General features: G+C 37.5%; 15 protein-coding genes and 1 tRNA gene. 11 read left to right on the top strand and 5 right to left on the bottom strand.

The genetic code is table 11. The features are described from left to right. Positions 1-54 precede the first annotated feature (54 nt). Positions 55-2508 (top strand): outer membrane beta-barrel family protein, encoded by a 2454-nt coding sequence (locus BCL90_RS10450; protein ID WP_121283926.1) that lies wholly within the window; start codon positions 55-57, stop codon positions 2506-2508. A gap of 687 nt (positions 2509-3195) precedes the next feature. Here the strand turns inward: BCL90_RS10450 and BCL90_RS10445 are convergent. Together BCL90_RS10445 and BCL90_RS10440 are read right to left on the bottom strand one after the other, a co-directional pair. Then, positions 3196-4272, bottom strand: coding sequence for an FISUMP domain-containing protein (locus BCL90_RS10445; protein ID WP_121283925.1), 1077 nt, complete (start codon positions 4270-4272; stop codon positions 3196-3198). Between the two features lie 227 nt (positions 4273-4499). Beyond that, complete coding sequence (locus tag BCL90_RS10440; RefSeq protein ID WP_121283924.1) at positions 4500-4964, bottom strand: SMI1/KNR4 family protein; 465 nt, start codon at positions 4962-4964, stop codon at positions 4500-4502. A 259-nt stretch (positions 4965-5223) separates the two neighbouring features. Here BCL90_RS10440 and BCL90_RS10435 point away from each other — a divergent pair, with 259 nt between their 5' ends. Together BCL90_RS10435 and BCL90_RS10430 are read left to right on the top strand one after the other, a co-directional pair. Further along, positions 5224-5790: a hypothetical protein gene (locus tag BCL90_RS10435; RefSeq protein WP_121283923.1), complete on the top strand. Its 567-nt coding sequence runs from the start codon at positions 5224-5226 to the stop codon at positions 5788-5790. A gap of 417 nt (positions 5791-6207) precedes the next feature. Beyond that, positions 6208-6396: a hypothetical protein gene (locus BCL90_RS10430; protein WP_121283922.1), complete on the top strand. Its 189-nt coding sequence runs from the start codon at positions 6208-6210 to the stop codon at positions 6394-6396. A 152-nt stretch (positions 6397-6548) separates the two neighbouring features. Here the strand turns inward: BCL90_RS10430 and BCL90_RS10425 are convergent, their stop codons facing one another. Further along, positions 6549-7175, bottom strand: coding sequence for a hypothetical protein (locus BCL90_RS10425; RefSeq protein ID WP_121283921.1), 627 nt, complete (start codon positions 7173-7175; stop codon positions 6549-6551). 232 nt (positions 7176-7407) lie between these two features. On the opposite strand from BCL90_RS10425, the gene BCL90_RS10420 reads away from it, so the two are divergent. Further along, a tRNA-Lys gene (locus tag BCL90_RS10420) sits at positions 7408-7480 on the top strand. 66 nt (positions 7481-7546) lie between these two features. Here BCL90_RS10420 and BCL90_RS25410 read toward each other — a convergent pair. After that, positions 7547-7738: a hypothetical protein gene (locus BCL90_RS25410; protein ID WP_134380448.1), complete on the bottom strand. Its 192-nt coding sequence runs from the start codon at positions 7736-7738 to the stop codon at positions 7547-7549. A gap of 408 nt (positions 7739-8146) precedes the next feature. Next, positions 8147-8881 (bottom strand): DUF6261 family protein, encoded by a 735-nt coding sequence (locus tag BCL90_RS10415; protein ID WP_121283920.1) that lies wholly within the window; start codon positions 8879-8881, stop codon positions 8147-8149. A 1117-nt stretch (positions 8882-9998) separates the two neighbouring features. On the opposite strand from BCL90_RS10415, the gene BCL90_RS10410 reads away from it, so the two are divergent. From BCL90_RS10410 to BCL90_RS10380, 7 genes are all read left to right on the top strand, one after another. Next, positions 9999-10445 carry a hypothetical protein gene (locus tag BCL90_RS10410; RefSeq protein ID WP_134380451.1) on the top strand — a complete coding sequence of 149 codons (447 nt, stop codon included), beginning with the start codon at positions 9999-10001 and terminating at the stop codon, positions 10443-10445. Between the two features lie 257 nt (positions 10446-10702). After that, a complete protein-coding gene (locus BCL90_RS10405) occupies positions 10703-11797 on the top strand; it encodes a DNA adenine methylase (protein WP_121283918.1) in 1095 nt (364 codons plus the stop codon). Further along, the gene (locus BCL90_RS10400; protein WP_121283917.1) at positions 11797-13377 is read left to right on the top strand and encodes an ATP-binding protein; all 1581 of its coding nucleotides are present in this window, start codon (positions 11797-11799) and stop codon (positions 13375-13377) included. The genes BCL90_RS10405 and BCL90_RS10400 overlap by 1 nt, the downstream gene beginning before the upstream one ends. Positions 13378-13379: 2 nt before the next feature. Beyond that, on the top strand, positions 13380-14618 hold the full coding sequence (locus BCL90_RS10395; RefSeq protein ID WP_121283916.1) for an AAA family ATPase: 1239 nt from the start codon (positions 13380-13382) through the stop codon (positions 14616-14618). Positions 14619-15163: 545 nt separating this feature from the next. Continuing rightward, complete coding sequence (locus BCL90_RS10390; protein WP_121283915.1) at positions 15164-17248, top strand: FUSC family protein; 2085 nt, start codon at positions 15164-15166, stop codon at positions 17246-17248. A 773-nt stretch (positions 17249-18021) separates the two neighbouring features. Next, a complete protein-coding gene (locus BCL90_RS10385) occupies positions 18022-18681 on the top strand; it encodes a GDSL-type esterase/lipase family protein (RefSeq protein ID WP_121283914.1) in 660 nt (219 codons plus the stop codon). Between the two features lie 726 nt (positions 18682-19407). Continuing rightward, positions 19408-22326, top strand: a complete 2919-nt coding sequence (locus tag BCL90_RS10380; protein WP_121283913.1) for a ligand-binding sensor domain-containing protein — start codon at positions 19408-19410, stop codon at positions 22324-22326. Positions 22327-22551: the final 225 nt, after the last annotated feature.

The raw sequence follows: 22551 nt of genomic DNA, 5'->3' as shown, positions 1-22551 counted from the left end.
TCAGTCGAGATGACGATAAAGCGAGATGACGATCTTACCTAAAAAGCAGAAACCATGAAAACATTATTTACGCTAATTGCATGCCTGATGGTGTGTGGGGCTTCTTTTGCCCAAAAATTAAATACACTGACGGGAAAAATCGTCGATGAAAAGACTGTTCCGGTGTCGTTTGCGATTGTAAGGGTGTTGAACTATCCGGATACCACGGTTGTGAAAAGTGTATCAACCAATATAGATGGTGAGTTTAGCATAGACCAGTTAAAAAGTGGCGACTATGTTCTCTCGGTTTCGATAGTTGGTTTTAAAAGTAAAAAAACAGCGCATTTCTTACTCAACGGAGATTTAAAATTACCTGTTATCAGCATCGAAAGTTTAACCAAACAATTGAAAGAAGTAAGCGTTCAGGGCAAAAAGCCTTTTATTGAACACCAGATTGATAAAATGGTACTGAATGTAGAGAACAGCATTATTGCAACAGGTGGTACGGCACTCGAAATTTTAGAGAAGGCACCTGGCGTACAGTTAGACAGGCAAAATGATCAGATTTTATTAAACAATAAATCGGGTGTGATGGTGATGATTGATGGAAAGAACAACTTTTTATCGAGTGCTGATTTAACGGTTTATCTAAATGGCTTAAGCAGCAGCCAGATTGCTACCATCGAAATTATTACAAACCCATCGGCTAAATACGATGCTGCCGGTAATGCAGGTATTATTAACATTAAACTAAAAAAGAATAAAGCATTTGGTACAAACGGAAGTGTATCATCAACCTATCGAAATGCAATAAGGGCTAACTTACCCACCAATATTTACGGATCGGAACTTAACTTTAATTTAAATCACCGTGTAGAAAAGTGGAATTTTTTCACCAATGCGAATGCCTCTAAAAACAATAATTTTTCGAATTTATTTTTAGAGCGGAGCACCAATGCCAATGGTTTACAGAGTATGTTTAACCAGGATTTTCAGAAAATATATACCGGATCGCGGTTGGCGGCAAAACTGGGGGCTGATTATTACGCAGGCGAAAAAACAACCATCGGTATAATGTTTGATGGCAGTACGAATACACGTAAACTGGATAATTTCTCTCAAACCTTTATAAATGAAATCAGGAATGGGGTTGCGGGCAATAATTCTTTAATCCAAAATTCTGATGCGAATACCCCAAACAAAAATTATAGTGCAAATTTTAATATCAGACATGATTTTAAAAAGGAAGGTGCCAGCTTAAATTTCGATGTCGATTACTCCGGATTTGATTATTCCGGTCTGGAGAATTTTAACACTAACTTTTACGATGAAAAAGGGACTGTTTACAACAATACAATCATTAAAAACGATAGTAAAACAGCCATTGATATTTATGCTGCAAAAACAGATTTCACCTGGCCGCTGTCAAAAACTACTAAAATAGAAACCGGTTTAAAAAGTGCCTATGTTAAAACCAATAACGATTTTTTATCCTTAGCAATGGTAAATAACGAATGGCAAAATGTTGTAGGGCAAAGCAATAATTTTATTTACAAAGAAAACGTAAATGCAGCTTATGCAAATTTATCAAAAGATTTGGGCAAGTGGCAAGTTCAGGCGGGTTTACGGGCAGAGTTTACACAATCAACCGGGACATCGGTAACCAATAATACCTCAGTAAAACAGCATTATTTATCATTATTCCCAACGATTTTTGTTAACCAGAAAATTTCTGAAAGTAGCAATCTACATTACACCTATGGCCGACGGATAGATAGACCAAATTACCAGCAGTTAAATCCATTTAATTTTTATATGGATCCTTACACCATACAACAGGGCAATCCATATTTGAAGCCTCAGTTTACCAATAATTTCGAAGTGAGTTATAATTATAAAAGTGGATTATTTTTTTCTTTAAGTTATGCTAAAACAAAAGATTTGATTTTAGATAGTAAAACCGCACAAAACGATAGCACCCGGATAGTTACTGTAGGGCAAGGGAATATTGGCAGCGGACAATACTACTCAGCAGGTTTATCTGTTCCGGTAACTATTGCCAAATGGTGGAATTTGCAAAACAATTTTAGGATTTCATATAACAAATTTAATGATGATAATTTAGAAGGTGCCCCTTTTGCTTTAAGTAAAGTATTCTACAATTTTAATACTGTAAATTCGATTATTTTAGGCGATAACTGGGCATTAGAAACCAATTTCTGGTTAAACTCGCCAAAAGTTAGAGGCTTGGAACGGACCACTATTTATCAGTATGCCTTAAATATAGGTGTGCAGAAAAGTTTCTTAAGCAAAGCTTTAAAACTTAAGTTAAATGTTGATGATATTTTCCAAACCAACTACTGGAAAGGAACGCTCGATTATCAAAATGTGAATTTAAGGGTGCAGAACAATTACATTAGCAGAAGGGTATCTTTTAATATCAGTTATAGTTTTGGTAACCAAAATCTAAAATCAAACCATGACCGGAAAACGGCGGCAGATGATGTTAAGAACAGAGCCGGGGGGTAGTCTGGAGTCCTGAGTCTGAAGTCCTGAGTCTGATTAACGGAGTAACGTGTTTTAACCGCAAAGATTGCAAAGAGAAAGCGCAGAGGACGCAAAGTTGGATGTCCCCGACTCCGCTCAGACCGACAATTTTATAAGGAAAAATCTGCGTATATCTGAGAGATCAGCGGGAGAATCCTTTCTTAATATTTTCCCGCAGATTTAAGGTGATGGGCGCAGAACTAAAGCGGTCGTCATTCCCGCGCAGGCGGGAACCACGTAGTGCTCAGCGAAGCTAATCTTAGTACTTATGTGCTGCTGTTGCTTTTTAATCATGAAGTACAACAAGAGAAAAGGCTCAGCGGGCAAATCATTAGCTGGTCTTCGACTCCGCTGAGACTGAAAATTTATAAGGAAAAAATCAGCGAATATCTCTGTGATCTGCGGGAGAACCCTTTCTTAATATTTTCCCGCAGATTTAAGGTGATGGGCGCAGAACTAAAGCGGTCGTCATTCCCGCGCAGGCGGGAATCTTAATGCTTATGTGCTGCTTTTAACACAAAGTACACAAAGATAAAGCACAGAGGGCACAATTCTGGCTGGTCTTCGACCAGGCTAGCCCCTAAACAAAATCAACCGGAAATCTTGATCATTTCCGGTTGAGTAAGCAATTTCGAACTTTTAAGCTCTTCAATACTATGATACAGTCAATTAATCTTTCACTAACCTTACCGCAGCGCCTGTAGTTTTACTGTAATCGGTTACACGCGGTTCGCTGTATTTGTTAAAGTCAAGGTAGTAGGCAAAGCTGTCGCCACTTGATTTGGTACTGCCCGACCACCAGTAGCTTAACCATACGCCATAAAGGAAAGATTTTCCGCCACCATACTCATCGCCACCTGCACTACCATTGTGAAGTAAATTGAGGCCTGATGAGTTATCGCCATTGCCATGCGCAAATTTGTACGAATCTTTTATGTCCCAGCCAGTGGTTGCCCTCATTTTTTTACCAGCCACTTTTTCGCCGCCTAAAGCCGCAATAAGGGTTAAAAACTCACTACTGCTGGGCACATGCCAACCCGCAGGCGCTAAGCCACGGCGATCGGTAACCGCATAAAAGTTGTACAGCTTTCCGTATTTCTTTTCATTGCTGCTGTCGAAATTAAGGTAACAATAAGCGGGAATTTTATCCCTGCTTACTTTTTCCCATTCTTTTTGGTTGGCTGCGTAATAAATCTGCTCACCGTTTCTATAAGTGCTCACGTTTAAATTGGAGCTTGTCCACACCTGGTTGCCAATTTTTACCGGACCTGTAATTTCAGGCGAGGCATTGTATATTTCTTTTAACGGTGCCGCTTGTGCTGCATTACAAGTCCAGACAAAGTTAGTAGGCTGCATACCGCCGCTTCTTTTTAAACATTCTTTGGTAGCTATTGCATCAGCTTCTTCTTTCGTTTTGGCTATGCCCCAGCCAAATGCGGTACCTACATTACCGTTTATGGTGCGATAGGCGGCACAACCTGTGCCCGAGTAGGTAAGTACAATACTGCAGGCGCCACCGCGTTTGTTGCATTCGTCAACCGCTTTCTTCTCGGCTTCTGCCCGGTTTGGCTGATCGAATGAAAAACCATAATAAAAACCATTTGATCGGTCTACAGCTAAAGCGCCGTATTTGGTTTTAACCGGAGCAGCCGTTTTGGTCGCCGGTTTTTTTACCTGCGCCATTAAATTGGATATAGTAACCAATTGCACAAGCATTGCCATTAATAGTAGTTTGTTTATTTTCATGCCTTGTTGTTTGTTTGTTATTGGCAAATTTCACAATCGGATATGAGGCAGGCAATACCGTTTAGTGGGTATATTTTGGTGAGGGTTTGAGAAGTTAGGAGTGGAGGTTCGAAGTTTGGGTTTATAAAAGCGAAACGGTACGTCATTGCGAACGGAAGGCCAGGGCTTGTGAGATAGCGTGAAGCAATCTGTTGATGATTTCAACTGGCTTATATTCACATCATAGATTAATTGCGATTTTTAATTAACCTATCCCAAAAGCTATTGTTGTCTAATTTGCTAAAAAGACCTTCAGTGAGGTAAATTTCCAAAAATTTTAGAACAGAAGTAGTCTGTACAGCCATTTCCTGAGTGCCATGATTGTTATTTAAAATTTCGTAGCCACCTCCTTCGTAAATTTCAATTAGCCATTGGTCGCTGTAAATCATATATTCGGCAAAATGGAAAGTATTATTTTTCAACTCACCTTGATAATCAACCGTCTCTGCTATTGGAACTACCCTAAATAAAAAATCATCGGTGTCAAATCCATTACAAAATTTATAGAAATCAATAAGATCTGGTGGAAGCAGCAAGTTAAGTTTTGATTCCAGGTTCGCAAGATCTTTATTGCTGCAAGGATCATTTAAGGTAATACCGAGTTGCTTTACTGCGTATTTATGATTTTTAAAAAGTTGTTTGAATTTATTCATGCGTAAAGCAACTCAATACTTCACACGCGGTACGCGTGCGCTAGCAGAGGATGGAATACCGTAGGTGGTTGTTATGGTTTCATACTAGTAGTTATTTGCTATATGTTTCTAATTGTTATGTTTATCTTTGTTGAATTGTACAATGCAAATGTATAGAACTTAACTACTGAACAATGGGCAGAGAAAAGTATATTATTTTTGGGAGATGTTGCACAAAATATTCAATGTTTTAACAGTCATAAACAAAAGAAGATAGAAAATGAAAAAAATTCTAGTCGTAATTATGTTATTGCCTTTTGTTGCTTTGGCGCAATTGGAAAACCCAACTATAAAGAGCCAGTCTTTATTTATCCGTAAAATAATATACATCAAAAATCGTAATAAACCGGTTGTTGAAGTGATCAAAGACATTGATGCAGATGGAATTAAAGATATTACAATCAGTTATTGGGAAAATGGGTATTGGCAGGCAGAATTAAAGCATTATAATTCATCCGAAACAGTATTTATAAGTGATGTATGCTTCGTTAAAAATAACAGGTACATGATGGAATTGAAAAAATACACAACTAAAGTTCCGGATGATCAACTTCAGAACTGGAAAAAAAAATACGGCAGTAAAATAGCAAATGGTTTATATTACGAAACTCCTGTTATTGGTATGACAGCTACAATGGTTTCGATGTGCATTGGGGATCCTTCACGTACAAATAATACAGAAACTGCATATTATTATGATAGTCAATGGGTATATTATAATTACGATAAAACTAGTGCAAAATATTATTATTTCAGAAACGGTAAATTGACAACTATACAGGATTAGCAATAGAGAAACTTATAAAGATAATTGTTAGAAGTAACCCAAGCGAAAAACCTCTTGAATCTGAAAATCGGATTTTGAAAAAACAAGTGTTAGCTCATCCAACGTAAACCCAAAATTTCAAATCACTCAAAGTGATATGGAGAAAATACTAATAAAAGAAATGCATGGAGCATTTATCAAGTCAGAACACTTCGATGAAAGCAAAAATTAAACCCACACTATAAGCCGAAAGGTTAAGAGTAATCACAAAAGCGAACAACCTTTTTCAAGAAGAACTTGGAGCATTGCCTGGCGTTAGCCAGCCACAAGTTCAAAAATATGAAAACAACAAAATATTATTCCTATTGAAATTGCAAAGATTTTGCATCTTAAATTGGGTATATGAGCTAAGAGTGGTTTTACCATGGTAAGGGTAGTATGAAAGTCGTTACCAAAAAGGCAACTCTTTTAGAAACCATGGAGCTTACTTCTGAACTTGCCAAGGTAAAAGAAGAACTTGCAGGATTAAAAAGTATCGTTTCTAAGCTTGTTAGAATGCTTATGATAAGAACTAATTATAAATTTCAGCTGACCAACTGCCTAAAATACCACTTTTTTGAATACTAAAAGCCCACTCAATAGTCACGAAAATGGCCAAATTCAGGGTTCGAACTCCGGAAGGGATTAATTTTTTACATTTAGGATTAAAACAACTTTCTGAAGTATAAATGTTTAGCAATTAGGCAAAAAAACATTAAGTTACAGCGCTAAATATAGCGCTAAGATCCTCCTTGTAACTTATAAAGCTCTAATGTTTTTCTAATACTTTCTTTTTGTCTTGATGTTACAGTTTTGATGTCGAAGTATTGTCTGCCAACCATTTTGATCTTAGTAGTTTTACTCTTAGTAATCGCTTCCATGATTGTTTTCAAATTTTCATCTGCTTGATCATCGAACCATTCCCAGATCATTCCACCATCTCCATTATCTGTTTCAACCTTGCTTGGAATGTATTCGTAAGCTTTACCATCAATTGAGAACTGATATTTTTGAATAAAAAGCCAGTCATCACTGTAATATTGAATAACGAACCTGAGATTGCTGGCTACACCTTTATTTGTCTGAAAATAACTATAGATTCCGTTTCTATTTACATATCGAGGCTCGTCGATAGGTCTTACCCATTGCATCTCATTAGCATCGAACTCATCTTTAGTGATTTTGAAGCTTTTCTTAAGGAATTTGATTTTAGCTGAATCTAGTTTTGTTACGTGATAAACTGGCTTCTTTGTAGAATCAATAATGCTGCTATCTGTTAAACTAGTATCGGATAATCCGTTTCTCCTAGAATTAGACTGACAGCCACTCAAAATAGCGACTGCAATAATAAGGATGAATTTATTCATTAGCGTTTTAGTTTACCAAACCTAAAAAAATAATCTTCAAATAACAAATTCCGTTCAAGTGACGAAATGTAAAAAACTATTCGGATTGGACGATAGTCCATTCTTTATAATCAATTTGTATAAATAGATAATTAGTATTTTAGTTTATAAGTGGTAGAGGGAGCAGAATATAGAATCGGATCTTGGTAAATCTTCACTTTCCTCCCTTTTTATCCTATATTTAATCCACCAAGACTTCTTAGCTCAGTTGGTAGAGCAACAGACTCTTAATCTGTGGGTCCAGGGTTCGAACCCCTGAGGGGTCACTAGCCTTAATAAAACAAAAAACGCCCATACTTTTCAGTATGAGCGCTTTTGTTTGTTCATTTTCTTTAATTTTTTGCATCAGCAGGGGCATTGGTGGTCGAGTCTGCTATAGAATCAGTACTGGCACTATCAATCACCTTGTTTGTATCCGTGTACTTATACATACTATCAGCGTTTTCCTGATCAGCCTTTTTACCGCTACAGGCTGATAATGCCAGGCCAAAGGCGGCCATTAAAATTATTATTTTCGTTTTCATATCAAATTGTTATAGGTGTACTTATATAATTCTTTTAAAAGGCAATTGTTTTGGGAAAGGGTAAATTAGTCGGGGAGTCTAAAGTAGAATGTAATTTCTTTTTAACCGCAATTACACCAGGAGAAAGGCGCAGAGGACACAATTTGGGTTGATCTTCTATTAATTTCCGTTTGTTCGTCATTCTCGCGCATGCGGGAATCTTAAAACGTTTGTATTAGGATTCCCAGTCAAGTTGGGAATGAAGATCTCTCGAGGGATATTACCTAATATAATTTATCTGTCAATCATATCAATTTTTATAAAATAAATTATCCCTCATATCACAGATAAGACATAAAAAAAATGCACACAGATGATATCATTCTGTAAAATCGATGATTATCCGTGTGCATCTTTTAATTAAAACACTTAACCTAACAACGGTGGTTCTACTCCTGTTGTGGTTGCGCGGCGGTTTTGCAGCAGGGCATAGTTTCCAATATGCTGGTTAATCAGGTTTACGGTACTGGCCCAGGGTTCTGCACCATCGTTAATATCGAAGTTAGAATTAATCCGGGTACGCAGTTTGTAATATAAGTTGTTGGCAATATTACGTAACTCGCGCAGCTTTTCGGTAGGTGCGGCAGCCAGTTCTTCATTCCGTTTAATATAAGCCTGGTTAAAATCGTTATTGGCCGATTCTAACTCGTTTAGCCAGTTGCCCAGGTTTAAGGCCTTTACCGCCTCTTGCAGTTCGGGTTTGTTTTTCCAATCGTTAACAATATTACGCAATATGGTGGTTTCGCTCTGGTAATTCTCTCTTGCTATGCTGCTACCAAATAGCGCCAAATGGGCATTTAACGTTTTGCCGTGCTGGTTTATTACCGGATCTGCACTGTAAACTAAACTTTGTACCTGCAGGCTAATACCATTTATGGCATCATCGCGCCGTTTATCTAAAGTCTCTATCTCGGCAGTTACCAAACTGGCCTGACTAATTTTGAACAGCTTCTCCACATTGTCGGTTGCGGTGCGCAATGCATCATACTGCGTACTAACATTAAGCGCCTTCGGATCGTTTTTCGATACAATGTTTAAAATATCGGTTAAAAACTGGATATACTCGCTGTTTCTGAGCGGTTGTAATACGATTGAGTTAATCATAAGTTTTAATTTAATGGTTGATGTTTTTTATGTTTTTATTTTGATTTACTGCTGCACCCTGCAGGAGGGTTTCAAAGCTACTTTGATTTGCCGCTGCACACTGCAGGGAGGTTTCAAAGTAAATTGATTGGTCACTACACGCTGCATGAAAGTTTCAAACTAACTTTGATCGGTAGCTGCACACTGCAGCAAGGTTTCGAAGTAATTTGCCCTTTTTAGCTAAAAGAGATAATTTTTAAATGTTTTTGTGCTGCGGTTGCAGCTTTTTGCAGAACGCGGAGGTTCCCTAATCATTCCTGTCATTTTCATAACCTGTTAATTTTATGGGTATAAACCCGTAAATAAAATGTAGGGATGATTTTTTTAATAACCGTGCAGGTAGCAAAACAGCCGCTCGGTTTAAAGGGATACGACTAAGGTAACGAAAAGGTTAGTTACAAACAAGCGGATTTTTGAGAAAGTCCAAAGTCCAAAGTCCAAAGTCTGGAGTCAGAGGTCAAAGTTGGCGCATTATCTTTTAACCGCAAAGGGCACAGAGAAAGAGCGCAAAGGCACAAAGTTGGGTTGGTCTTCTATTAAGCTTCATTCGTTCGTCATCCGATAGTTATCGGATCTCGCGCATGCGGGAATCTTAATGGTGTTGTGTTTTACCTCCAATAGAACGAAGAAATCAGTCTGAAAAATTTCGTCATTGCGAACTGAAGGGCAGGGCTGTTATGGTGGCGTGAAGCAATCTTTTTGGTCGGGAGTCGGGTTAAGTAGGTCGGAAGTTTAGGCCCATTTTTTTTACCACAAAGGTCACGGAGAAAAGAAGCACAGAGAACACAAAGTTGGGTTGATCTTATATTAAGCTCCACTCGTTCGTCATCCGATAGTTATCGGATCTCGCGCATGCGGGAATCTTAATGGTGTTGTGTTTTACCGCCAAGAACACGAAGAAATCAGTCTGAAAAATTTCGTCATTGCGAACTGAAAGGTAGGGCTGTTGCGGTGGCGTGAAGCAATCTTTTTAGCAGAATATTTTGCGTATAAAATTCATTTTTTAAGCAGCTTAATTATAAAATTTTACTATATTTATGTCGCGAACACAGTTAGGCATTTATTTAATTTTTTTGAAATGCATCTAACAAAAAATCAAATTACCTTAGCTAAACTGGAGTTTAGTTATTGCACACTAAAAAAGCCAGTTAATGTAAACCTGGCTCAAAACTCAACCCAATTTTTAAAACAGCTTCGCGGCAAACCATCATCTGGTAAAGCCTGCAATTGGTATGTGCTGTTTGTAAACCACAACCACGAGGTTTTTTGCTGGCACAAACTAAAGCAACAGGCAAAACCGATTAACTGCATACAGCAACTGGCAGGTTTGGCCGTTGCCTGCAATGCTTATGGTGTATTGGTGTTAAACTATTGCGATGTGAAAAGCATTAAGGTTAACCCACTAGATGAACTTTTTGTAAGTACCTGTTTTAATACCTGCGCAAAGCTAAACATCGAAATTATTGATTATGTAATCTGTAATGCGCAAACGCATTATAGTTTTAGAGATGGGTATAGGGATTGAAATATTACTGGGCTGTTGAAAGACAGCCCAGTACATATAACTGTTTTAATAGTTATTGGTCGGACAATCGTTGCGAACTGAGGATTGAGATTGATATTTGGGGGGAGCATCTTCAGTACTAAAAATTGTACTAGAGTGTGTCTAGAGCAAGAAGTCTAATTAATGGGATTAGGGAGCAGTAGATAAGTAATAATATATAATATTATTAAGTTCAAAGACCTCCTGTTATCAAATCAAAAAGTGATATCTTTGTAACAATGATTCTAACAGATACTATAGATTTTAAAAAACTCCCTACAACAAGATACTCAGGCAGCAAAAGAAAAATTTTGCCTTGGATATTTAATAATGTAAAGAATATTAATTTTCATACTGCGCTAGATGGATTTGGAGGGACAGGTTCTGTTAGCTATTTAATGAAAAAAATGGGTAAATCGGTGACATACAATGATAAACTCAAATTTAACCACTTTATAGGTAAGGCACTCATAGAAAATGATTCATACAAGATTTTGGATGAAGAGATAAAAACTTTATTTCACCCATTAGGGAATATCGGTTTATCCAACTTTACAGTTACGAAAAATTTCGAAGACATTTATTTTCTTAAAGAAGAGAATGAACAAATTGATGTAATAGTCCATAACATCAATAATATTTTTAATGAGCCAAAGGAAGAAAATTCTTTCAAGAAAGCAATAGCCTATTATGCTCTTTTCCAATCTACACTTTCTAAGAGACCTTATAATCTTTTTCATAGGAAGAATTTAAATATGAGAACTGCTGATGTAAAAAGAAATTTCGGCAATAAAACGACTTGGGAAACTTCTTTGGAGGAGTTGATGATTAAGTTTACAAATGAAGCGAACAATAATATTTTTAAGAGCGATTTTAGAGCATTAGCTATAAACAAATCTATATTTGATATTGATGAATATGGTTATGATCTAGTTTATCTTGATCCCCCTTATATAAGTAAAAAAGGTTCAAATGAATCTTCAAACTATTTGAAATGCTATCACTTTTTAGAAGGTTTAGCTAACTATAAAGATTGGGAAGATTTGATTGATTATTCAAAAAAAAATAGACCTCTGGTAGCGGTAAACGAGGTAAATGAATTTGTTCAAGCAACAATACATGAGGATTTAGAAAAAATTCTATATAAATTTAGGAAAAGCATTATTGTTTTATCTTATAAGTCTGGTGGGATACCATCAATTAATTATTTATTTGAATTGATAGAAAAAATCAAAGGAAATGCGCATATTGTAACTCTTCCTTATAAATATGCTTTAACCAGAAAGGAAAATGGTTCTGAACTAAACGAGGAAGTTTTGATTATTGGATTGTAATGGCAAATCAACAAAACGCGTGGCCGAAAAAGATAACAGTTGATAAAAGAATCGTTCAGATACTTAGTGGATCAACTTACTCCAATTTTCCAAGCGCTATTCGGGAACTAATAACTAATAGTTATGATGCTGACGCTTCAAATGTGGATATCTCTATCGATTTAGAAAATGAAATCATCACTGTTGCCGATAATGGAAAAGGGATGAATGAATCTGACTTTGCCTTTTATTTGCGTATTGCTGGAAAATCAAGAAAAAAGGAAAACACTACGACTAAAATGAACCGAAAAATCGTAGGCCAATTTGGTGTTGGATTTTTGTCAGTTTTACCATTTTGTGAGCGTTATCTTATTGAAACAAAAAAAAAGGGAAGTGCTGAAATCGTTTATGCAACGATAGCTAGTACTGAATATTTTGATGAGTCACTCAGAGCATTGGATGTTGATGATATTCCAATTACTGGAGGTCTTAGACTTGATGAAGGCAGAATTAACGAGCAATTTACTAGAATTAGATTGGTTGGATTTAGTAAACTTACTCGTGCATATTTCAATAAGGAATATTCAATTGCGAGTAGAAGAAAAACCAAGCTTAACTTTGATCCAATGAGCCTACTTAAATGGGAGTTGGAAGAGTATTTACCTTTAATCTATCATCCAAATTCAGACTTGCATCTTCAATTAAATAGGTATATAGATGATCAATCAATAATACCATTTAATGTCTATTTAAATAAACAACAGCTTTATAGACAGACATATGCGGATAACATCTTAGAAATTCAACATGAACCAATCCGGATTGGCGAAATTTCTTTTAAATATTTCTTTATGTCTGATTATCATACAATTAATCCTTCGGAGGCTAGGTATCTTCTTTTTCGTAACTTAAATGTTGGAGTAGGCGAAAGAACGACTTTGGGTCTTGGACAGGATGGTAGGATTTTCGGAAAGTTACCGCATATTACTGGCGAGGTTCAAGTACTCGATGGATTAAATGATTTGATAAGCGTCTCCAGAGACAAATTCAATTTTAGTCCAGATTATGAGGCTATGAAAGAGTTTCTTAGAGGTAAATTTGCTAAATTAGCATATGATTTAGATGCTTATAGACAAGCGGAAAAGATTATAAGTACTGGTCAGGATAGTTCAAAGGTTAATACAATTCAAGATCTAAAGAAAGATAATTTTGAGAAAGAAATTAGTCAATTAGAGAAAAAAGGTTTTACCATTAGAACAGATATTACTCGTCCGCAGTCAGCGCCTGTACAAATTAACCAGGAAGCCAAAGAGATTATATTAAATCCTAGTTATGTAAGTGATTATGACAAACTATTCCATTTTTCTGGGAAAGAATTTAAACTTAAAGCTAGTCATTGGGACACAACGGATTCACTACCTGCTATTAGAAAAGATGGTGCTATTTATAAAATCAATGAAAATTATTCATTGTTTCGTGAAAAAAACTTTGACACTTTTCTGAAAATGAATTTAGTGCTATTTGAGTACGTTGAAACTAATAAAATAAATTTAGAAATATATAATAATCTAATAAATGACCTTTCAAAAATTACAAGTTAATCATGATAAAAATTAAAGAACTTAAAGTTAAAAATTTCAAGAGCTTATATGATACAACTATCTCTGAATTGGGAGATGTAAATCTTTTTGTTGGATATAATAATAGCGGTAAATCAAATATTTTCAAATTCTTGCAGCTTGTATTTCAACCAAAAGAAGAAAGAGAAGCAGTAGTACTGATTGATGAAGGTCCAACTGGAAGAAATACAAATACTAAGACTTTCCATTCAACAACTACTTCTTATCATGATGGATACATCTATGATACGCCATTTCTTTTCAAACAGAACAATAGGAAAGAGCCAATAACATTCGAAATCACCTTAGAGGTTGCAAACGTGCTTTTATCCAATAATGAAGCTTTAAATAAAGAAGACTATTTGGGAGAAAGCTCTACTTCAATTACCTTGGTTGGGGAAATAACTTCAGTAAGTGAAAGTAGATCAAAGATTTTGGTTACAAATGCGAAAGCCAATGGCAAAACTTTCTATGAGATTCGAGATAGTATTCCATTTAGTTTCGAGAAAAATACATCTGGCTTAAGTGGAAAAGAGAGTGAATCAATATTGTCATTATTTAATAACTTAGTAAGTTATATAGATACTGATAGAAATTTCACAGAAGAATTGTTTAATACTGGGGATAGTCGTTTTAACTCTAAAAATTTTAAGAATTGGCTATACGAATTAAATATAAACTCTGATAAATATGAAATATTTAATGAGTTGATTAGCTTCTTAAGTAGTTTCAAGTTCAGTGCCCAAGCTCTAGAAGAATTGGGAGGAAACATTGACTCATTTCCATTTACAGATGATACGCAAATCGGTTTTTCAAGGTTTGATCAAAATGTTGAGGTCATGTTAAGCAATAAGGGGGGGCGATTTCCACTGAAGAACTTTGGTACAGGTATACAGCAGTTCTTCTTTATTTTAGCTAAAATATTTAATTCAAATAGTAAAGTAGTTATAATAGAAGAACTTGAACTTAATCTTTCTCAAGTTTATCAAATTGAAATTCTTGCCTTCTTGAAATCTCTTCTAGGGAAAAAATTTGATCAGTTTATGTTTTCTTCTCATAGTCCTTTTTTTGCCACTAAATGTGCTGATTCTCTTGATACGGCGCAACATGTTACTATTAATGGAGTGGGAACTCCTGGAACAAATGTAATGGGTTACACAGATCCAAAAAGCCTGGTAGATAAAGACGGATATCATTTTTGGGAGATTTTTAAACTCATTTAATAAAGTCATTATTATTTAAAAGATATCTTTATCCGATTGAATGCATCTTAAAATATATTTAATTTTTATATTGGATATATAAATTTTATGTAATCTACATCCATCATTAATATCTGGTCAGCAAATTTCCAGATATTATAAAAACTATTTGATGTATTTAAATACATTTTGCAAATTATGAGGATAAGATTTGTACTCAAGCTCCCTTTATCTTATACTTAATCTGCTAGACTTGTTAACTCAGTTAATACAGCAACAGACTCTTAATTTATGAGTTCCATATAACACAAGTCTTAGCCAATTGAATAGTAGGGTTGACTTGTGCTTTTTCTGGATTATTTTAAAACACCTTAAGTTCTTGCACGGGCCTCGGGCGCTAAGACTTGCGCTAGGATGGATAAGATTAAGTTATGAACACGCAATTACCCTTCTAAAGTCCAAAGAACAAATCGGTATCTGGTTTTGTGTAGCTATTTACTATGCATGCATTATAAAACTGTTATCTTTGCAGCTTTTATCAATTATTAGCATTCATTAACATATTCATGGGTAAAAACAGCATCGGCTCTACCATTTCGTATTTCTTTTTGGGCGAGTACTTTTCTGATGCCCTGCGCACCACCATTACCGTGGTATTGCCCATTATTTTATTCTTTTACCTGGGCAATCCCGAGGCAGCAAAAGGAATAGGGGTTGGTGCCTTATTAATCAGCCTGACCGATTTGCCCGATAACCGGCTGAACAAACTGAAAACAGCGCTGTGGAGCATTATCGTCTTTTTCGCTACTACGCTGGTGGTTTCATCGGTTTTGGATCATGTTTACCTTACCGCGGTTGTGGTGATTATCGCTGCTTTTAGTTTTTCGATGCTTGCCGTATACGGGCAGAAACTCTCACTAATTGGCACCATGGCCTTGATTGTATGTACCTTTGTAATGGGCCTTCATCCGGCGCGGCCACTTTATTTTAGCAGTTATATGCTGGTGGGTGGGGTTTGGTATTATGTGATTAGTTTGATCCAGACCTTGTTGCGGCCTTACCGCTCGCTTCACCATGCCATTTTCGAATGCCTGATGAGCAGCGCGGTATTTTTAAATGCCAAAGCGAAGAATTATGATGTGGATGTTCCGCTCGATCTGCAACAGAAAGAAGCGATAAAACTGCACATTAAGGTAAACCAGAAACACGAGCTGATCCGGAACCTGTTGCTTACCGATAAATATGCCATGAATCCCGATAATCCCAAAGGTCAGTTATTGTTGGAGCGGGCGCGGTTACTGATCGATTTGTATGAACAGTTGAATGCGGTGCATTATGATTATGCTTTGGTTCGAAAAACTTTGGCTACTGGTCCGAGTCTGAAACTGATTGCCACCTTAATTGAATTGCTGGCCAAAGAGCTGGAGCAGTTGGGCAGGCACGTTCGCTCGGCAAAAGCTTATAAAGGTGAGGTGGCTACCAATATGGAATATCATCAGAAACGCGTGATGTTGTTGCAGGAAATGGAGCGTTTAAACGAAACCCAGCGATCAATCGTACTGAAAGTGGTTTCGAACATGAACGATATTGTGCGCATTATCGAAATGATAAGGGGCAATGAGCGCACGACAGCGAAACACTTGCGCGAATTGAGCGGATCGATTTCCTATCCTTTATTTATTACCGGCGATAGCTTTTCGATTAAAGAACACCTGACTTTAAAATCGCCGATTTTCAGGTTTTCGCTGCGACTGGCCATTTGTTTCCTGTTTGGCTTTTTGCTCATTTGGCAGCTCGAGCCCAGCAAATACAGTTACTGGCTTTTTCTTACGCTGGTTATTGTAGCCCGGCCTAAATTTTCAATCACCTGGAAACGGAATTTACAGCGTTTAAAGGGGAGTATGGGGGGCGTTGTCATCGGGCTGATCATCGTCTATTTTGTTAAAAGTCCTGTGGTGCTGTTGTCTTTTTCTGTGGTTTTTTTATTGGGCTTTTATGCCTTTAACCGTTTAAATTATACCATTAGTGTATTGTGTATTACCCCTGCAGTAATTTTAACCCTGGGCAGTTACCAGGGTCATTTCGATCACATTGTGCATGATCGGATTATCTTCACCGTACTGGGCTGTGTAATTGCTATTTTTGCTACCTATTTGTTCCCGATTTGGGATAGCCGACAGTTAAAGGCAAAAATTGTCAATGCATCTAAAGCCAGTCTGCATTACCTGGAGGTTGCCATTCAAAACCGGGTTGAACGGGATGAAAATCAATCGCGTATGGCGCGAAAAAATGCCAATTTAAGTTTATCGGCCTTAAGCGAAGCGATTGAATCGGCCAGCCAGGAACCCATGCGGAAACATATCGATTTTAATGGCTTGTATGGTATCCAGTCGACCATTTACCAGATCAATGCGATTATAACCTCCATTTATCTTTCTGTTAACCATAAATCCGAACAGGCCGACTCGTTGTTGGTTAGCCAGATTGTAAGCAATTTAAGTGATGGGGCGGCGGCACAAAGTAATTCTGAATGGCATGCTGATGAGGTTTATCTGGTTGATGATGGTGACCATTCTACCAAACAGAAACTATCACATATTGCTGCTTTATCGTTCGATTTTAACAGGTTTAGTGCTGGTTTTAAGGGATAAATTATTTTTTTGTCCGTCTGAGCGGAGTCGAAGACCCTGCCAATCGTTAATTTTTGAAGTATAAGCTATCATAAAAGATCCTTCGACTACGCTCAGGATGACAGCGCGGGTGTAAACAACCTGATATGTCCGTCTGAGCGGAGTCAAAGACCCTGCCAATCGTTAATTTTTGAAGTATAAGCTATCATAAAAGATCCTTCGGCTACGCTACCATTGACGTTATTTTGCAAGTTGTTATTAATCAGTAATTTATTTCTTTAGTATTTCCACCCAGCTAGGCCATAGCACGATATCCCCGTTCTGCTTAAATCCGGCCTAACAAATTTTTCGGGTTGCACTGCCTAAGCCAACCTACTAGCTTCGAAAGAAAAATTTTCAGCCGGCATTTTTTGTTTCTTTTTGATGCCAAAAAGAAAGAGCCCTTCGGCGGCGGTGAGCCGAGGCAAGACTGCGCCTTGGGCAAAAGAAATAAATTAAACGTCACTCATATTGATTTTAAATAATTAATTAACCCTCAGGATGACAGCTGGAGAGAAGCAAGAAATAGGTCTCTTCTTATCATCGTCATTGCTAGGAGGAACGACGAAGCAATCTATCATGCTAGCAATCCTTGCTATAAAGATTGCTTCGTCGGCTGAAAAAGCCTTCTCGCAATGACGACCCCTCGGGAAGTCCTGGAGCAAAGCTTTGGTTAACCGGGCGTAATAAATTTGATTGAATTGACGGTAAAAAACACAATATTGGTATATTGTGAACCTTAAATCCTTATTCGTATGAAAAGATCATTTTTAAGCTTCCTTTTGATTTCGTTTTTAACTGTAACTGCTTTTGCACAAAAGAAACCCAACTTTTGGGATGATGTGCAGACGATTAAAAAATACGATCAAATGTATAAACCACCTGTTCATCCGGTGCTGTTTGTAGGCAGTTCATCCATCCGGAAATGGGACGATTGTACACAGATTTTTGCAAAATACAATGCCTTGAACCGTGGTATTGGTGGTGCGGTAATTAACGATATTACCTATTATTTAAAGGATGTAGTTTTTCCATATCAGCCAAAACAGATTGTACTGTACGTGGGGGAGAATGATTTACCAAACGAAAAGGTAACACCAGATACAGTTTTAAACCGCACCATCCGTTTAGTGAAGGCCATTAGGGCAAAACTGCCAACGGTGCCTATTGTTTACATCTCTATTAAACCAAGCCCAAGCAGGAATAAATTTAAGGAAAAAGCAGTAGCTTCTAATGCATTAATCGAAAAATTTTTAGCTAAAGAAGCCAACACGAAATTTGTTGATGTTTATCGGCTAATGTTAACGAAAGATGGGGAATTAAGACCCGAACTTTTTGTGGATGATATGTTGCACATGAATGCTAAGGGCTACGCCATCTGGCGAAAAGCAGTGGAGCCACATTTATTGAAATAGTTCTTTGTTCACCACCTTAGTTACCCATAGATTATTTACCATATAAGACATATAAGAACACATAAGCTTATATGCCCTTAAATTTCTTATATGGTTGAAAAACATTTTTTTGCACACGACTTTGAAAAAATAACCTTCTTTTCTCACCACCTTAGGCACCTTAGCACACCTAAATATTTAGGCATTCCTTGGTTTTATTGTACTGTCTTTTGTTAGCTAGCCCCGATTGAACGGAAAGCCCGGAGCGAAGTCCAATGAGTGAGGACTTGCAGTAAAAGCGGGACTGGAGCACACCCAAGAACCACGAGTAAGCCGCTCCAAGAAAATAAAGATAAAATTTTCACCACCTCAAACAAATATCCTCTCTTTATTAAAACTCTCTGCCAACAGATTACTATCAATTTTACCATGTAAGACATATAAGCACACATAAGCTTATATGCCCTTAAATTTCTTATATGGTTAAAAAAAAAATTGCCCATGGCTTTGAAAAAATAACCTTCTTTTCTCACCACCTTAGGCACCTTAGCACACCAAAGTATTAAGGCATTCCTTGGTTTTATTGTACTGTCTTTTGTTAGCTAGCCCCGATTGAACGGCTCAGACTGACGACCGCAGTGCTTAACTTAATGACATGGACACGCGCAAGTCACTGAAGTTGTAAACGCGGCTAACCGGAATTAAAATTATATATTTATTATTGCGTTTTAACCGTTCCCTAACTAAATGAAGAAACTTCTACCCGCTATATTATTCTTTTTGACTGCTTATTGTACCCAGGCCCAGGTGCTTTTGGGAATCCCGCAGGTGGTAAACTACAATAACGAGCAGTATAGTGGGGGTATTCAAAATTGGGATGTAGAGCAGGATAAAAATGGCATCCTCTATTTTGGTAACAATGAGGGGCTGCTTACTTTTAACGGCCGTTATTGGAACCTGTTTAAGTTACCCAACTTTACCTCGGTCCGTTCGGTGGGGATCGATTCTAAAAACCGTATTTACGTTGGCGGGCAAGATGAGTTTGGTTATTTCTACCCTAATGCACAAGGTGTTTTAAAATATACCTCGCTGTTAAATCTATTGCCCGAAAATATGCGGAAACTAGCCGATATCTGGGGCGTTTCAGTTGTTCGTGATGAGGTGTTTTTTAGGTCGATACATGCTATTCTGCATTATAAAGACGGGGTAATTAAAAGTTATAAAACCAATACAAGCTGGCTGTTTATGGGGGCTGTAAAGGATAAGGTTTTTTCGCAGTCATCTGATTCGGGCCTGATGATTTACGATCATGCTATGTGGAAGCCATTCTGTGCAGATAGTGTTTTAAACCGCGCCAGTATTACTGCTGTGCTTCCTTATGGTGGCGATACGCTATTGGTTTCGATGTTAAAAAAAGGATTCTTTTTAGTGATTAACCATCGACTAAAACCTTTGAGGACCAGTTTAGATCAGGTTTTTTTAAACGAAAGGATTTATTTTGCCACGCAAATCAGTCCGGATTTATATGGGGTGGCCACCACTTCGGGTGGGGTGTATATTATGAACAAGCATGGCGACCTGGTACAGAAATACAATTATAAAGAAGGCCTGCAGAACAATAACGTAAGAGGCATATTGCTTGATAAAGATAAGAATATATGGCTGGCACTCGATGATGGAATTGCTTATGTGGCCATAAACAGTGCGGTTAAAAATATTTTTCCTGATCGCAATAAGCAAATAACGAGTTACGCTTTTCGCAAATACGATCAATCTATCTATATTGGTACCTCTAATGGTTTGTACCGGGCAAAAATTAATGCAGCCATGCCCGATTTAAGCTATTCGCCGGCCAATTTTGAGGAGGTAAAGAACACCAAAGGGCAGGTATGGGGACTGGATGAAATTAACAACCAACTGTTAATGGCCCACGAGGATGGAACCCTCCTGGTGAAAGATAATACAGCCACCCCACTATATAGCCTGGTCGGCACCTGGATGTACCAACCCATGGATAATGTTTATCCCAGCAAAGAGGTAATTGCAGGTACTTACGCCGGATTGCAGGAAATAACCTACACTGGTGGCCGCTTTGTTAATGGCGGTAAAATTGCCGGCATTAACGAAACCCTGCGCTTTATTGTAGTTGATAATAATAACCCCGATCAAATCTGGGCTTCGCACCCCTATCACGGCGTGTATAAAATAGAACTCAACCCCGATCATAAAAGCATCTTGCGCACTACACTGTTTTCTGATCGGGATGGCTTACCAACTAAGCTCTATAATTACGTGTTCCACATTAAAAACAGGGTAGTAATTGCCACTACAAGCGGGGTTTTTGAATATAATGCCGCGAGCAAAAAGTTTACCCGCTTTAAATTGTTTGGTTCGGCACTAAATGGTGTCCCTATTCAATATCTTAAAGAGGATAACGATGGTAACATCTGGTTTGTAACCAATAAAAAGGTAGGGGTAATCGATTTCCACAGGCCTAATGGAAAAGATGCCTTCAGTATTTTATACCTGCCCGAGCTAAATGGCAAAGTGGTTGGCGGTTTCGAATCGATATACACGCCTGATGGCAAAAATATATTTATTGGTGCCAACAAGGGGGCTTACCACATCAATTACCAAAAATACATTCAGAATATTACCCGGCCAAACGTGGTGCTGGGAACCGTTAAGCTGATGGGAAATAAAGATAGTGTGGTTTTTGGAGGGTATTTTGTAAATAAGGGTGCTATTACAGAGAGGCAAGACTTGTACGAGATTCCCGAATACGTGTACAGCTTAAATTCGATCCATTTCGAATACGCTTCAACACTTTTTGAACACGATAAGAACATCAAATTCAGTTATCAGCTTATGGGCTTTGATAGCGAATGGTCTGCATGGGGGACGAAAAGCGAAAAAGATTATACCAATTTACCAGCCGGAAAATATACGTTTAATGTAAAGGCGAGTACTGGCATCAGTAACGAATCTGAGGTGGTAAGTTATACTTTTATAGTGCTGCCAGCCTGGTACAATACCGTATGGATGCGGATTTTTTACCTCATCTTAATTGTGATGGCTTTAAGACTGATCATCAGATGGCAGAAAAAGAAACACACCAAGGAGCAGGAGCGCATGAGTTACCTGCATCAGCTGGAACTGGACAGGAACGAGAAGGAAATTGTGCGGCTGCAGAACGAAAAGCTGGAGGCTGATGTAAATTATAAAAACAAAGAGCTTTCTACCATGACCATGCACCTGGTACAACGGGGCAAGGTACTGGCCAAGATTAAAGAAGTGATATCGGCGGTAATTAAAAACCACGACCTCAATGAAAGTTCGCCAAGTTTCAGGCACCTCATCAGGCTGATTAAGGATGTAGAAAAAAAGGATCAGGAGCTAGACCACATGAGTGTGCACTTTAATCATGTAAACACCGAATTCTTTAATAAACTCAAAGACCTATACCCTGATTTAAGCCAGAACGATTTAAAGTTTTGCGCCTATTTATCGATGAACCTTTCTTCAAAAGAAATGGCGCAGCTGATGAATGTAACCATTAAAGCCATTGAAGTAGGCCGGTATCGCTTAAGAAAGAAGCTACAGCTTAAGCCGGAGACGAATTTATACGAATTCCTTATTGATATTGCCCGTCAAAAAACACCTTAAAAACAATGTTTTCGTTACAAATTGTGATGTTTTGGGTTGAAATGTTTAAGCGGCTGATATTCAGTTATTTTTGAATTAATTGTAGGGCTTATGTAGGCCTAAAAATTCCTTTTTTTGGTTAATTGAGTGCTGCTGTATGGTTGGTGTAGTAGTGCTAAATTGTGCTAATGCATAACACCTCTTTAGATTTGATTTATGAAACGGGCTACCAAAAGCCCCGGTCAT

This window comes from Pedobacter alluvionis, from assembly GCF_003664035.1.
Classification (GTDB): domain Bacteria; phylum Bacteroidota; class Bacteroidia; order Sphingobacteriales; family Sphingobacteriaceae; genus Pedobacter; species Pedobacter alluvionis.
The sequence above is the reverse complement of the archived record's forward strand: the minus strand, read 5'-3'. Positions and strand labels throughout refer to the sequence as shown.

Excerpts from the sequence above, each read along its gene's own strand:
- BCL90_RS10390 (WP_121283915.1), top strand. The coding sequence starts at position 15,164 with ATGGGTAAAAACAGCATCGGCTCTACCATTTCGTATTTCTTTTTGGGC.
- BCL90_RS10435 (WP_121283923.1), top strand. The coding sequence starts at position 5,224 with ATGAAAAAAATTCTAGTCGTAATTATGTTATTGCCTTTTGTTGCTTTG.
- BCL90_RS10440 (WP_121283924.1), bottom strand. The coding sequence starts at position 4,964 with ATGAATAAATTCAAACAACTTTTTAAAAATCATAAATACGCAGTAAAG.
- BCL90_RS10395 (WP_121283916.1), top strand. The coding sequence starts at position 13,380 with ATGATAAAAATTAAAGAACTTAAAGTTAAAAATTTCAAGAGCTTATAT.
- BCL90_RS25410 (WP_134380448.1), bottom strand. The coding sequence starts at position 7,738 with ATGAAAACGAAAATAATAATTTTAATGGCCGCCTTTGGCCTGGCATTA.
- BCL90_RS10430 (WP_121283922.1), top strand. The coding sequence starts at position 6,208 with ATGAAAGTCGTTACCAAAAAGGCAACTCTTTTAGAAACCATGGAGCTT.
- BCL90_RS10410 (WP_134380451.1), top strand. The coding sequence starts at position 9,999 with ATGCATCTAACAAAAAATCAAATTACCTTAGCTAAACTGGAGTTTAGT.
- BCL90_RS10450 (WP_121283926.1), top strand. The coding sequence starts at position 55 with ATGAAAACATTATTTACGCTAATTGCATGCCTGATGGTGTGTGGGGCT.
- BCL90_RS10445 (WP_121283925.1), bottom strand. The coding sequence starts at position 4,272 with ATGAAAATAAACAAACTACTATTAATGGCAATGCTTGTGCAATTGGTT.
- BCL90_RS10400 (WP_121283917.1), top strand. The coding sequence starts at position 11,797 with ATGGCAAATCAACAAAACGCGTGGCCGAAAAAGATAACAGTTGATAAA.
- BCL90_RS10385 (WP_121283914.1), top strand. The coding sequence starts at position 18,022 with ATGAAAAGATCATTTTTAAGCTTCCTTTTGATTTCGTTTTTAACTGTA.
- BCL90_RS10380 (WP_121283913.1), top strand. The coding sequence starts at position 19,408 with ATGAAGAAACTTCTACCCGCTATATTATTCTTTTTGACTGCTTATTGT.
- BCL90_RS10405 (WP_121283918.1), top strand. The coding sequence starts at position 10,703 with ATGATTCTAACAGATACTATAGATTTTAAAAAACTCCCTACAACAAGA.
- BCL90_RS10425 (WP_121283921.1), bottom strand. The coding sequence starts at position 7,175 with ATGAATAAATTCATCCTTATTATTGCAGTCGCTATTTTGAGTGGCTGT.
- BCL90_RS10415 (WP_121283920.1), bottom strand. The coding sequence starts at position 8,881 with ATGATTAACTCAATCGTATTACAACCGCTCAGAAACAGCGAGTATATC.